General features: G+C 38.7%; 13 protein-coding genes. 3 read left to right on the forward strand and 10 right to left on the reverse strand.

Annotated features, from left to right (window positions below):
- Window positions 1–5: 5 nt before the first annotated feature.
- Both plsX and MS2017_RS06210 read left to right on the forward strand, forming a co-directional pair.
- Window positions 6–1,031 carry a phosphate acyltransferase PlsX gene (gene plsX / locus MS2017_RS06205; protein ID WP_122951624.1) on the forward strand — a complete coding sequence of 342 codons (1,026 nt, stop codon included), beginning with the start codon at window positions 6–8 and terminating at the stop codon, window positions 1,029–1,031.
- Window positions 1,024–1,968, forward strand: coding sequence for a beta-ketoacyl-ACP synthase III (locus tag MS2017_RS06210; RefSeq protein WP_071563784.1), 945 nt, complete (start codon window positions 1,024–1,026; stop codon window positions 1,966–1,968). Before plsX ends, MS2017_RS06210 begins: the two co-directional genes overlap by 8 nt.
- Here the strand turns inward: MS2017_RS06210 and MS2017_RS06215 are convergent.
- The 10 genes from MS2017_RS06215 to ubiM all read right to left on the reverse strand — a co-directional run bounded on the left by MS2017_RS06215 (window position 1,965) and on the right by ubiM (window position 12,882).
- Window positions 1,965–2,807: a polyprenyl synthetase family protein gene (locus tag MS2017_RS06215; RefSeq protein WP_122951625.1), complete on the reverse strand. Its 843-nt coding sequence runs from the start codon at window positions 2,805–2,807 to the stop codon at window positions 1,965–1,967. The two genes, MS2017_RS06210 and MS2017_RS06215, sit on opposite strands and share 4 nt — an antisense overlap.
- Window position 2,808: 1 nt before the next feature.
- Window positions 2,809–3,048 carry an exodeoxyribonuclease VII small subunit gene (locus MS2017_RS06220; RefSeq protein WP_122951626.1) on the reverse strand — a complete coding sequence of 80 codons (240 nt, stop codon included), beginning with the start codon at window positions 3,046–3,048 and terminating at the stop codon, window positions 2,809–2,811.
- Window positions 3,048–3,920: an SDR family NAD(P)-dependent oxidoreductase gene (locus MS2017_RS06225; RefSeq protein ID WP_206423652.1), complete on the reverse strand. Its 873-nt coding sequence runs from the start codon at window positions 3,918–3,920 to the stop codon at window positions 3,048–3,050. Before MS2017_RS06225 ends, MS2017_RS06220 begins: the two co-directional genes overlap by 1 nt.
- On the reverse strand, window positions 3,910–5,115 hold the full coding sequence (gene pcnB / locus MS2017_RS06230) for a polynucleotide adenylyltransferase PcnB (protein ID WP_071563782.1): 1,206 nt from the start codon (window positions 5,113–5,115) through the stop codon (window positions 3,910–3,912). The genes MS2017_RS06225 and pcnB overlap by 11 nt, the downstream gene beginning before the upstream one ends.
- A gap of 24 nt (window positions 5,116–5,139) precedes the next feature.
- Entirely contained in the window at window positions 5,140–5,526 is a 387-nt protein-coding gene (queF, locus tag MS2017_RS06235; protein ID WP_071563781.1) for a preQ(1) synthase, read from the reverse strand.
- A 30-nt stretch (window positions 5,527–5,556) separates the two neighbouring features.
- Entirely contained in the window at window positions 5,557–6,729 is a 1,173-nt protein-coding gene (gene lptF / locus MS2017_RS06240; protein ID WP_122951627.1) for an LPS export ABC transporter permease LptF, read from the reverse strand.
- 298 nt (window positions 6,730–7,027) lie between these two features.
- A complete protein-coding gene (gene rho, locus MS2017_RS06245; RefSeq protein WP_122951628.1) occupies window positions 7,028–8,290 on the reverse strand; it encodes a transcription termination factor Rho in 1,263 nt (420 codons plus the stop codon).
- 433 nt (window positions 8,291–8,723) lie between these two features.
- Window positions 8,724–9,050, reverse strand: coding sequence for a thioredoxin TrxA (gene trxA, locus MS2017_RS06250; protein ID WP_071563778.1), 327 nt, complete (start codon window positions 9,048–9,050; stop codon window positions 8,724–8,726).
- A gap of 92 nt (window positions 9,051–9,142) precedes the next feature.
- Complete coding sequence (glnD, locus tag MS2017_RS06255; RefSeq protein WP_241156910.1) at window positions 9,143–11,665, reverse strand: [protein-PII] uridylyltransferase; 2,523 nt, start codon at window positions 11,663–11,665, stop codon at window positions 9,143–9,145.
- Window positions 11,665–12,882 carry a 5-demethoxyubiquinol-8 5-hydroxylase UbiM gene (gene ubiM / locus MS2017_RS06260; protein ID WP_122952232.1) on the reverse strand — a complete coding sequence of 406 codons (1,218 nt, stop codon included), beginning with the start codon at window positions 12,880–12,882 and terminating at the stop codon, window positions 11,665–11,667. The genes glnD and ubiM overlap by 1 nt, the downstream gene beginning before the upstream one ends.
- 28 nt (window positions 12,883–12,910) lie before the next feature.
- Between ubiM and MS2017_RS06265 the strand changes: the two genes are divergently transcribed.
- Window positions 12,911–13,363, forward strand: coding sequence for a methyltransferase family protein (locus MS2017_RS06265; RefSeq protein WP_084032287.1), 453 nt, complete (start codon window positions 12,911–12,913; stop codon window positions 13,361–13,363).
- The last annotated feature ends 96 nt before the right edge of the window (window positions 13,364–13,459 follow it).

Below are 13,459 nucleotides of genomic sequence, written 5' to 3' on the forward strand. Positions count from 1 at the left end.
CCAAAATGTCAATCAAGGTATCGATTGATGCCTCAGGGGGTGATTACGGTATACCTACTACTATTGTAGCGGGTATTAAGGCCTTGGGCGCATTTTTAGACTTACATTTGGTTTTTGTAGGTGATCAGTCTAGTATTCAAGCAGAACTTGATAAGCATCCTCACGCCAAAAAATACGCCAAGCGCTTTAGCGTTACACATGCCAGCGAAACGATTGCTATGCATGAATCGCCCTCAATAGCGTTGCGAAAAAAGAAAGATTCCTCCATGCGTGTTGCCATTAATTTAGTCAAAGATGGGGCGACTGATGCCTGCGTCAGTGCGGGTAATACTGGTGCTTTAATGGCAATTTCCCGCTTTGTCCTTAAAACCATTAAAGGTATTGATCGTCCTGCGATTATGGGGCGTATGCCAACCGTGGGCGGACATATACATATGCTGGATTTAGGGGCAAATGTTGATTCTAAGCCCGAGGCACTGCTTGAGTTTGCAATCATGGGGGCTATTGCAGTAAAATATACTGAAAATATCACCTCCCCTACTGTTGGATTACTTAACATTGGCGAAGAAGAAATGAAAGGTAACGATAAGATTAAAAAAACTTCAGAGTTGCTAAAGGCATCAAACCTAAATTATGTCGGCTTCATTGAAGGCAATGATATCTACAAAGGCACCGTTGATTTGGTGGTTTGCGATGGCTTTGAGGGTAATATTGCACTCAAAGCCAGCGAAGGCGTGGCATCAATGATGGGGCATTATCTCAAACGAGCTTTTACCAAAAATATCTTTACCAAGTTAATCGCCCTGATTGCCACGCCAGTTTTAAAAGACTTTAAATCCAGTCTTGATCCTGGAAAGTATAATGGCGCTAGTTTGTTGGGATTACGAGGTATTGTGGTTAAAAGCCATGGTAGCGCTAATGCCGATTCATTTTTTCAAGCAATTAAAGAAGCGTATCTTGAAGTGCAAGTTAAAATTACCGAAAAAATAGCCACGCAAGTTTCACTAGAATTAAAACAAAACCATGAATAAATTTGCAAGAATTATTGGCACAGGTTCTTATTTACCACCAATGGTTGTCACCAACGATGACCTGTCTAAAACTATTGACACATCAGATGAATGGATTACCAGTAGAACAGGTATTAAAGAAAGGCGCAGAGTAACCGATGAAAGCACTTGCGACTTGGCGGTAATTGCTGCCAATAATGCACTTGATATGGCAGGCATTGCACCCAGTGAATTGGATTTAATTATTTTAGCCACTACCACACCCGATAAAATTTTTCCTGCCACCGCTACCATGTTGCAAAATGCCATTGGTGCCAACTGCCCTGCTTTTGATTTGCAATCAGTTTGCGCAGGTTTTGTTTTTGCATTAACCACTGCCGAGCAGTACATTAAAACAGGTGCTGCCAATAAAGTATTGGTCGTTGGTAGTGAAACCCTATCTCGTATTGTTGATTGGAACGATCGAGCTACCGCTATTTTATTTGGTGATGGTGCTGGCGCTGTTGTGCTGAGTGGTAGCGAAGAAACAGGGATTTTACATTCAAAACTTTTTAGTGATGGCAGTTATCTGTCTTCTTTGCAGGTGAACAACACCCGTATTAATGAAACAGGTTTTATTGAAATGGCAGGCAATGAAGTCTTTAAAATTGCTGTCAGCCGATTGTCGTCTTTGGCACAAGACACTTTGACAGCCTGCAATATGACGGCAGAAGAGTTGGATTGGATGGTGCCACATCAAGCCAATATCCGTATTATTTCAGCCGTTGCTAAACGCATTAATACGCCCATGGACAAAGTCATTGTTACGCTGGACAAGCATGGCAATACTTCTGCTGCCTCAATTCCTTTGGCACTTGATATAGCCGTGCGTGATGGCCGCATTCAAAAAGGGCAAAGTTTATTGCTTGAAGGCATTGGTGGTGGCTTTAGTTGGGGCAGTATTTTAGCTAAGTTTTAAAATCTTCTGCTTTGTAATTTTTGTGTAAGCGCTTGTAACTTTTCAGTATCCACGCTCAATGCTTGTAAATTATTGCGTGCTTGTTGATAAAGGTTTTCATACTCAACTTTTGAAGCCTCCAAGCCCAACAAGGCAGGATAAGTGGGTTTGTTTTTTTCTGCATCGGAATTTTGTTTTTTGCCCAAAACTTCTTCAGGTGTCAGCACATCTAATACATCATCTTGAATTTGATAAGCCAAACCAATGTTTTTAGCAAAATGCATTAATGCTTGGCTGTCCTTAGCATTACAATCAGAAATTAAAGCACCCATTTTTACCGCACAACTAAGCAGAGCACCTGTTTTCTTCTGGTGCATATCTTTTAAAGTGTTCACATCAATTATTTTTGAAACCACACCTAAATCAATGGATTGCCCTTCTGCCATTTCAAAAGCCGCCTGAGTTAACGCTTGCAACATATCAATTCGAACAACAGCTGACAACTGATTGTCACTGGCCAATACCTCAAAAGCCAAAGCCTGCAAGCCATCCCCCGTTAAAATAGCTTGCGCTTCACCAAATCGCTTGTGACAAGCCGGTTGATTATGGCGAATATCGTCATCATCCATTGCAGGCAAATCGTCATGAATTAAAGAATAAGCGTGAATTAATTCCACTGCACAAGCACTAGAATCCACCTGATCAAGATTGGCACCAAAAGTATCAGCCACAGTATAGGTTAAAATCGGTCGAAAACGCTTGCCACCACACAAAACACTATAACGCATCGCCTCAGTTAAACTGCCTTGATTGGACAAAACTTTGTCTAAACATTGGTTAATGCGTTGTGTGTAATCCATTTTATGATTCTTTATTTGAATCTTGAATGAGAGGCTGTTGGGTATGGTAATTGTCATCTGCACTAAGTATGGCTATTTTTTGCTCCGCTTCACTGAGTGCTGTTTGGCATTGGCGTGTTAAGACAACACCTCGTTCAAAATGTTTTAAAGAATCCTCCAGGTTGAGGTCGCCACTCTCCATAGTTTGTACAATAACTTCTAAATCTTTCAGGCCTTTATTAAAATCAAATTTTTTCGCCATTATCTGCCTCCGCCACCACCGGCTTTATATAAAATTTTATCCATTAGCCAAGTGGGCAATATCCTAATCAAAAATGCAAATAATTTGGTCGGAAAAGTTACTAGGTAATGAATTTTTGCGTGCTTTGCACTGAGTGCATGCACACAGCATTTTAGCACCGCTTCTGCGGGTAAAGTAAAATCTGCCAAATCTTTTGATTGCAAGCGCACAATCATTTTTTCATAATTGACTCGGTAATCGCTATTTTGTTTGTCAATATGCTTGCTAAATGCTTTATAGGCATTGAGTCTAAAATCAGATTCAATCGGTCCAGGTTGAATCAGCGATAATTGCACCTTGGTGTGCGCCAATTCCAATCTCAAAGTATTAACCAGACCTTCAATCGCAAATTTAGAGGCATTATAAGGTCCACGAAATGGCATTGCCACAAAGCCCAATACCGAGCTCAAATAAATAATCCGTCCAGCATTTTGACGCTTCATCTTTGGTAACACTAAATTAGTCAGCTCATGCCAACCAAACACATTGGTCTGAAATTGTTCCTCAAGCGCCTCACGAGAAATATCCTCCAATGCCCCCACTTGCCCATAAGCACCGTTGTGAATTAGACCGTATAACGACTCAGTTTGTCCAAAAATAGCATGCATTGCCGCTTTAATAGATGCGGATGATGCCAAATCCAATTGATAACTCTCAAAGCCTTGAGTTTTAAGATTTTCTACATCCTTGGACTGTCTGGCAGTGGCAAAAACTCGATAACCCGCTTGCTTCAACCCTTGGGCAACACAAAGACCAATGCCACTAGAGCAACCTGTGATTAAAATAGACCGTGTCAAAAATGCCTGCGTTGCCTCAGGTGTCTTAAACTTCATTATTATATTGTGCTTCAGTCCAAAAATTTGCCGCTTCTTTAAGTTCTGGATTAATACTTTGCGAACGCAATACTAAAAAATCATAAGCAATTCTAAATCCTCGGTGCGCTAACAAGGGTTGCACTTTTTTAGGATGCATCTTTTCTAATTTTGACTGCATTATCCAAATATCTTTCATTCTAGCAGTTAAATATCGTGGCATTGACACTTGCTTAATTTGACTGATAATTGCTTCATCACAGGCTTGTATTTGTGCCAAATTAAAAGAACGCTGTTTCTTTTTAATCAGTACAAAGCGTTCATTTTGCGCTTGCCATAAGAATACTGCAAACAAAAAGGCAGGGGTTACTGGCTTGCCGCTTTTAATGCGATCAGAAGTATTGTTACATGCTTTTTTGATAAAATCATTTTTATGCGTTTGCTTAAATAAATGTTTGAGCAAACCATATCGCTCTAACTGCTCATACACCTTAAACGAATATTCATTCTGAAACAACTTAATACACTCTTCATACAAGCGTGCTGCCGAAACATTGGCAAGTAAAGGGGCCTGCTCTAAAATAGCAGCCTTGATTTCTTCGCTCATCTCTGCCTTAAGTTTTTCACCAAAACGAACTGCGCGTATCATACGCACAGGATCTTCCTTAAAGCGTTTTGTAGCATCACCAATCACATGAATTTCACCTGCTTCAAGATCTGCTAAACCACCAACATAATCAATCACTTCCTTCTTATGAATATCGTAATACAAAGCATTAATATTAAAATCTCTACGCACCACATCATCTTCTAATTTGCCATAATGATTATCGCGCACAATCACGCCGTTTTTGGCAGTTTGCACTTTTCCAGAACGGAAAGTAGCCACTTCAATAAAATCACGCGCACCAAATAACACATGCACCAAACGAAAACGCCTACCAATTAAGCGTGAGCGTTTAAAAAGTTTATTGACTTGCTCGGGTTTGGCATTGGTGGCAATGTCAAAATCTTTAGGCTTCAAACCTAACAACAAATCTCGCACACAACCACCAACCAAATAGACTTCAAAGCCGGCTTTGTGAATAGTATTTACAACCTTTAATGCATTTTTATCTAACAGTTTTTCGTTAAACTTAACAGATTGACGAACAGGCTTGGCATTGGACTTGATGCCTAAAAATATTTTTTTAAAAACGCTACGAATTCTTTGCATAATTACTTACAAGCATAAATGCGGTTACAAATTAACAACAGTTTTAGGCGTCCAGCCTTGTTGTTGATGTTCGGCAATCACTGTGGTATAAACACCACCACGCACATTGAAAACAGCTTTAAGGCGCATAAACCGTGGATCGGTTGCCACTATCAAATCTTCTAAAATTTGATTGGTAACTGCCTCATGAAAAGCGCCTTCGTCACGAAACGACCAAATGTACATTTTCAAAGATTTCAACTCAACGCAGGCTTTATCTGCAATATATTCTAAATGTAGCGTGGCAAAATCAGGCTGTCCTGTCTTTGGACACAGGCAGGTAAATTCTGGTAATTCTATTTGAATAACATAATCGCGCTCAGGGTTTGGATTATCAAAAACCTCTAAAATTTTACTGGGTTGGGATGACATGGTATTATAAGTTCCTTTAAAAATGTGAAGTCATTTTACACGCCTTACGAAAAAACGCGTCAGTGTTCTGAATTTTTCGTATCGATAGCCATACAGGATGAAAATAAAGCCAAACATCAACAGATGCACCCACCACAATCCGCCCCATATAGAATTCCCCCCATGTTCTAACGCTGATTTGGCAATCATCAAAGCATTGTTATACAAAATAAAAATAGCAACACCAAACAACACACCTAAGTTTTTCCCACCCCTAGGAGATGCCTTACCCAGCAAAACCCCTAAAAACGACAAAATAAAAATACTGAGTGGCTGTGACAACCTCCATTGAAATTCTGCCACCTCTTTGGCGCCATCTGCATAGAATAAATCAATTGTGCTACGGGATTCTATTTGCGTGTTACTCATCTCAGATTGTTGCTTTTTACCATCCATAATCTGCAAATCATACCCATCAAAGTTTAAAATTCTTTTGCTGTCATTACCTAAAAAACCATGATAACGAACGCCATCTTTGAGGCGTAAATAAATATTATTGGTACTTGGGTCTGTGTATTTTTGCGCTTTTTTTGCCAAAGTGATAACAGGCTCACCCCCTACCAAAGCATAAATAAACACTTCTTCCATAATTTTGCGTGTGTCTTTAACACCATCCGTTACTTTGGTGGCATAAAAAATAATATCGCCCCCTTGAAATTCTTGAAATTCTTTTTGTTTGATAAAAGCAAACTCTGGTGTGTGTTCACTACGGCTCATAACAAGGTTTTTTTGTTGCTTTGTCCAAGGTACCACCAAAGTAGTCAGCAATAAAACAAAGATAAAAATAGGCAACACTACCGGCTGAATAAACACCATAAAGTGTTTGTCACCAACACCAAGTGAGTTCATGACAATGGCTTCTGAGCTTTGATAGAGTTTACTAATGGCAAGAATAATTGCCAAAAATAAAGACAAGGATAAAATTAAAGACATATCACCAATCATATTAAAGACAATCAATGGCAATAAATCAGCAGTAGGAATACCATATTCCAAACTTTTTTGTATCATTAGCACCACTTGATTACCAAGAATTACCAAACTAATAATCAGGAAAATAGCACCCGATACCACCCACACATTGCGCATTAAATATTTCGCAATAATCGTATCAATTAGATAACAGGCATGCTTAAAACCAGGTATTTTGCTAAATCTCCTCATACCCTAAGTATAAAGAGATTTTTTAATCATAAGAAACCTTTGCATAAAGTGCGCCATTTTTAAGTAAAAAATAATACCATTACTCCAGGGCACCTCTAGAACCCCCAGTGTGATTTAGGGAAATTAGAAAATAGTGCATTTTTTAGCCAAAAATTAGGAGAATAACCCGCTATTTGATGAATTTTTGGATGAAAAAGGTGCTGTTTTATACTTTTCATAAATTGTATTGGGGTTTTTGGAGGTGTCCTCCATTTAAATAGCATTTGAGTTGTGCAAAAATCTCCCCATAAGTGCGCGTTTATTTTTTTTGTGACATTGAGGCGAAAAATTCATCATTGGTTTTGCTTAACTTAAGGCGATCAATCAAAAATTCTGCCGCTTCCACCGTGTCCATTGGGTGCAAAATCTTACGCAAAATCCACATCTTTTGCAATTCCTTCTCATCAGTAATCAATTCTTCACGGCGTGTTCCAGAGGCATTAATATTAATAGCTGGGAATATACGCTTTTCACTCAAACGACGCTCAAGGTGTAATTCCATATTACCCGTGCCTTTAAATTCTTGATAAATAACCTCGTCCATTTTAGAACCTGTATCAATCAAAGCAGTTGCAATAATGGTAATACTACCCCCATTTTCAATATTTCTTGCTGCGCCAAAGAAACGCTTTGGACGCTGGAGTGCATTTGCATCTACACCACCCGTCAATACCTTACCCGAAGACGGTGCAACCGTATTGTAAGCACGGGCTAAACGAGTAATGGAGTCTAATAAAATAATAACATCTTTGCCTTGTTCTGCACGGCGTTTGGCTTTTTCAATAACGATTTCAGCCACTTGCACATGGCGCTTTGCTGGCTCATCAAAAGTAGAAGCAACCACTTCGCCACGAACAGTGCGTGCCATTTCAGTTACCTCTTCAGGGCGTTCATCAATCAACAAAACAATCAATTCGCATTCTGGATGATTGCGGGAAATAGAAGAGGCAATATTTTGCATAATCATCGTTTTTCCAGCCTTAGGTGGCGCCACTAACAAACCCCTTTGCCCTTTACCAAAAGGAGCAACAAGGTCAATCACGCGTGCAGTAATGTCCTCGGTGCCACCATTACCAATTTCTAATTTGATGCGTTCATCGGGATGTAATGGCGTAAGTGAGGCAAACGGGATTCTGTTTCTAACATTATCTGGATCCTCGTCATTCACTTCATAGACTTTCACTAAGGCAAAATATTTTTCACCTTTCTTGGGAGCACGAATCTTGCCGGCAACCACATCGCCAGTTGAAAGATTGAAGCGACGAATTTGATTGGGTGATACATAAATATCATCTGGCCCAGAAACATAAGAGTCGTCTGCAGACCTTAAAAATCCATACCCCTCTTGCAATATATCCAAAACACCGTCGCCAATAACTTCTTCATCGTTAGTGGCCTTGTGTTTTAGAATAGAAAAAATAAGGGCTTGCTTTTTGGCACGAGAAATATTTTCAATACCAAGAGATTGTGCTAATTCTAATAATTCAGCAGCTGTGGAACGCTTTAATTCAGATAATTTCATATTTTTTTTGTAAAGTGTAAGGAAAAATGCCAATTGAGACGATTGGCGTAAATACTGCTTGCGCAATAACGAGTAAAAACTAACTCATAAGAGTTTGTATTTTTTTATAAATTGGAACTTTTATATAAAGACCTTTGTGTAAATATGGATGATTAACAAAATTCAATTTTTGTCCAATTGACAACCTCTTTAAACCTTGTCCTAGCAAGATTGAGTTTAAAGAATTACCAAATGAATAAAAAATGAATTCCTGTTAATCATCCATATTTATGCAAAGGTCTCAAATATAGATGGCTAACAAAATTCAATTTTTATCAACTTGGTGAATTTTCCAAATCCTTTCTTGGCAAATTTAAGCCTAAGGTTTGAAAAAATTCCAAGTTGATAAGAAATGGATTCTTGGTGATTATTCATATTTATGCGAAAGTTTCAGCTAAATATTAGCATCAATAAAAGTGCTAAGTTCTGCCTTAGATAAAGCGCCCATTTTAGTAGCGGCAACCTCACCCTCTTTAAATAGCAATATTGTTGGGATGCCACGCACACCATATTTTGGTGGCATCTGGTCATTTTCATCTACATTTATTTTGGCAATGACAACCTTGCCATCATATTCTTCGGCAATTTCGTCCAAAATTGGCGCTAACGCCTTACAAGGGCCACACCACGGTGCCCAAAAATCTACTAATACTACTTGTGATGCGTTAATGACATCTGATTCAAAAGAATCATCTGTTACTGTTTTAATTTTATCATTCATAATTTGACTTGTACTGCTTATAAAACCTTATTGCTAGAAATAAACGATGCTGTGGCAAATTATACCGTTATTTATATACTTGATATATTATTTTACAATTTTTCTTGTAAATACTGACTTAATGTTTGTTGCTCTAATTTGCTAAGAGGCTTGTTATCAGCATTACTGATAAAAAAAACATCTTCTACTCGTTCACCCATGGTTGAGATTCTCGCATTGACCAAATGAAAATCTAACTGGTAAAAAATATAGGCAATATTCGACAACAACCCCTGTTTGTCAATCACATTTACTTCCACTTCGGTCAAGTTCCAAGTGTCGTTATGTGAGAATGTAATTTCCATTTTATGGTCAAAGTGATAATGTGCATATTTGTCACTCATTTGCTTCACATCAGCACCAGATTGCACAAGTTGCGTTAATTCTTCTTCTATCACTTTATTGATATTAGTGTGCTCTAGGATTTCATCTTGCAAGACGCTAATTGTATTATAAGTTTTGTTGTCTTTACTGGTTAAAATCTTGGCATCAACAATATCCAAGCCTAATTTTTCAATAATACTCACTAACTTAAAAAACAAGCCCTTGGAATCCTCACTGTGTACAAAAATATCCACCACATTATGTTCTGATAAACGACTCAAAACTTTAATCGCCTTACCACTTTGCCTAGTGAGGCACTGTAAATGCCACAAAATATCATCTACCTGATAGCGTAAAAAATAATCTTTTGGCAAGGTGTCTAACATTACATCTGCTTTTTGTCTATCGTATCCTTGCTGTATCACCGCCTTTGCCAGTGCTTGTTTGACCACTTTCACTTGGGCAGTAATACTCGGTGCTTTTGGGGTTTTTTGCAGGTGTTCTTTGGTTTTGTAAAACAATTTCTTGAGCAAAGAATCCTTCCAACTGTTCCACAAGTCTTCTTTGGTAGCACGAATATCTGCTACCGTCAGTAAGTATAAAAATTCCAAAAATTCAACCGACTTCACGGTTTTGGCAAACTGCTCAATCACATCAAAATCGTCTAAATCTTGCTTTTGTGCCACTTGTGTCATTAATAAATGCTGCTCTACCAAACTTGAGACCAAAGCAACATCTTTGGCTTTAAGGCTATGATGTTTAAGAAAATCTTGTGCATCTTTTGCACCCAAAGTTGCATGATCGCCCCCTCGTCCTTTGGCGATATCGTGAAACAAACCTGCTAAAAATAACAACTCAGGCTTGACAATATCTGTCGCAATCTCACTACATAACGCAAACTCTTGAGCAAACTCACCAATGAAAAAACGCCTAAGATTACGAATCACAAACAAAGTGTGCTGATCCACTGTATAGGCATGAAATAAATCATATTGCATCAGCCCTGTTATCTTGCCAAAAGCAGGTATATAACGCTCTAACACGCCATAACGATTCATTAATTTGAGTGCCTTATTAACCCCCTGCTTTTGTTGCAACAACTCAATAAATAGACGATTATTTTGGCGTTTTTTATAATAGTTTTCACCTATTAAATCTATATCTTTTTGCATTTGTCTCAGTGTATCTGCACTAATACCACTTACATAATTATGCTTAGCGACCAGCAAAAAAATCTCAATAAAAGCAGAAGGCTGTTCGGTAAAAACTTTACTATCAGTCATATAAATATAACCATGACTAATGACAAAGCGCGCATTCAAATGCTGCACATGCAACACACTCTCTTCAAATAATTGCAACAAAATATCATTCAAACGCGCCACTTTTGTTGCTGTTTGATAATAATCACGCATAAATTGCTCAACCGCAATACTATCGCCCTCTTCATACCCCAATACACTTGCCACTTTGCGTTGATACTGAAACGCCACTCGGTCTTCCCGACGCTGAGCAATAATGTGCAAGGCAAAACGCACTTTCCATAAAAATGACTGCGCTTCTATTAGTAAATCATATTCACCTTGAGTTAAATATTCTTTTTCCACCAAATCAGACAATAAATCAACATCAAAATACCACTTTGCCACCCACGCTACCGTCTGAATATCTCGCAACCCTCCAGGGCTTTCTTTAAGATTAGGCTCTAAATTATAAGCAGTATTAGAATAATTTAAATGGCGCTCATACTGTTCTTTTTGCTTGCCAACAAAAAACGACCGAGATGACCAGTCATTTGACTTAATTACCACTTTCATCCTTAAGAACAACGATTCTTTGCCAATCAAAATACGGGATTCCAACAAATTCGTTGCCACGCTCAAATCGTGAATATTCGCCACACAATCTGCTATATCACGAGTTGCATGTCCAACTTCCAACCCGACATCCCATAAGAAAGTTAAAAATTTAGATAAGTTTTCCTGATGCACATTATGTGAACCACTCGGAATCAAAATCAGTAAATCAATATCAGAATACAAATGTAACTCCCGACGACCATACCCACCCACTGCCGCCAAACACAACTGATTACTTACCTCAAACCCACGCCAAATATCACACAACAAACTGTCTATCTCATCACTACGCCTCTGTACCAACGCCTTTACCGCATCAGGTTTTTTTAAAAAATCCACTTCTAAAGAGGATTGTAATGCCTGATATTTCTCTTTAAAAACCTCTAACTGCATTATTTCCCCAACCGCTTTTTTAAAGCAGGGAAAGCGCCTTTGCTAGATTCAGTCAAATGCTGGGTGATCAAATGCTTAATTGGCGGAAAACGCTCAGCAAGATTCAGCACAAAGCGTCTAATTTGCTTCACCATCGGTGCATCATTGGTAAATAATGCCACAATACCATTGGTACCAAAAAACATTATTTTAGTAAGATGAATATGCTTTCTTTCAAACAAATTCAGCAAAGGCTGTGCGCCAATATCCTGCCCCTGCATCAACGCCTCCTGCACCAAAGTCGCTAAAATATCCTGCCCTCTCAACCCTAAATTAAAACCATGTGCAGTCACCGGATGCATACCCACAGCCGCATCACCAATCAATGCAAAACGATTGGCAATAAAAGTCTGCGCATGCACACCCACCAATGGATAAAAATGACGCTCACCCACTTGCGTTAACTGCCCTAATTCCCCTCTAAAATCTTTTGTCATTTTGGCGTTAAAGTCCTCTTCACTCATTTCTATTAGCGCCTGAGACTTATTTGCTGCCACAGTCAACACCACAGAAGACTCATTTCCTATCATTGGCAATAGCGCCAAAGTTTGCCCATAATCAAAACATTCTAAAGCCGTGTTTTGATGACTTTTCTCATGCTTCATCTTCGTTACAATCATTACCTTGGAAAAATCTTTCATAATAGACGGAATACCCACCTTACGACGAATATTAGAGAAACGACTGTCTGCAGCAATCACCAATTTAGCCTCAACCGTGGTCTCATCTGCAAAAATAACCTTTGAATGTACCCCACAATAATCCACATTCTCTACCGAAGTATCAGTAATCACCGTAATATTATCCGCTTGCAACACACGCTGATATAACGCTTGTCGCAACTGGTAATTTGGCACCAAATAACCCAACGCCTCAACACCAGAACCCTCAGATTTAAAATTCAACAACGAAGTCGAATCGCCATCAAAAACCTTTGCCTCTTTAAGTAAAGACACCTCATTCTGATCTATCAACGCCCAAACACCTAACTTCTTCAAAATACGAAGAGACAAATGCGTTAACGCAATCTCCCTACCGTCATAAGTTGGCTTAGAAATCGCTTCCAAATTGGATTTTTCCACCACCAAAACCCGCACATTAGTACCCATCATCGAGCAAGCAAAGCTTAGTCCTGCTGGCCCACCGCCAATAATAACAATGTCATAGTTAGTTTGCATTTTTAGTTTATAAATTAGTGATATAATAATGTGTATTATAACTACCAAGCACCCATCCTATATTATGATTTATGTCATCATTCAATTCAGTTGTATCTTTTATCTTATTTTTAACACACGCCTTGATTCTTTCAATGCATTCAACTACGCCCTACTCGGCATCGGTTTTATCATCGGACTCAGTGCCATCATGGCAATGAAATTAGATAATTTCAACATGCAACCCACCCTAAAAAGTCAACATAAATTAATCACGAACGGCATCTATCGCTGGGTACGCCACCCAATGTACACCAGCGCACTTACCCTATGCCTAGCACTCGCCCTAAGCAACAACCATCTATTCTCACAACTTGCCCTTTTGGCATTAACCGTCATTTTGATACTAAAGTCCAATTTAGAAGAAAAATTCCTTACCCAGCGCTTTTCTAATTATCAAGATTACAGAAAGAAAACTGGTTACTTCGTTCCTTTTTTATAAGCCACTCCTTATCAAGCAAGGCTTTATTTTCTCGTTCCCAAGTTCTGCTTAGGGATGTATGCCTGAGTTTGAAGGCAAAGATACAATAAAAAAACA

This window comes from Bathymodiolus thermophilus thioautotrophic gill symbiont (assembly GCF_003711265.1).
GTDB lineage: Bacteria > Pseudomonadota > Gammaproteobacteria > PS1 > Pseudothioglobaceae > Thiodubiliella.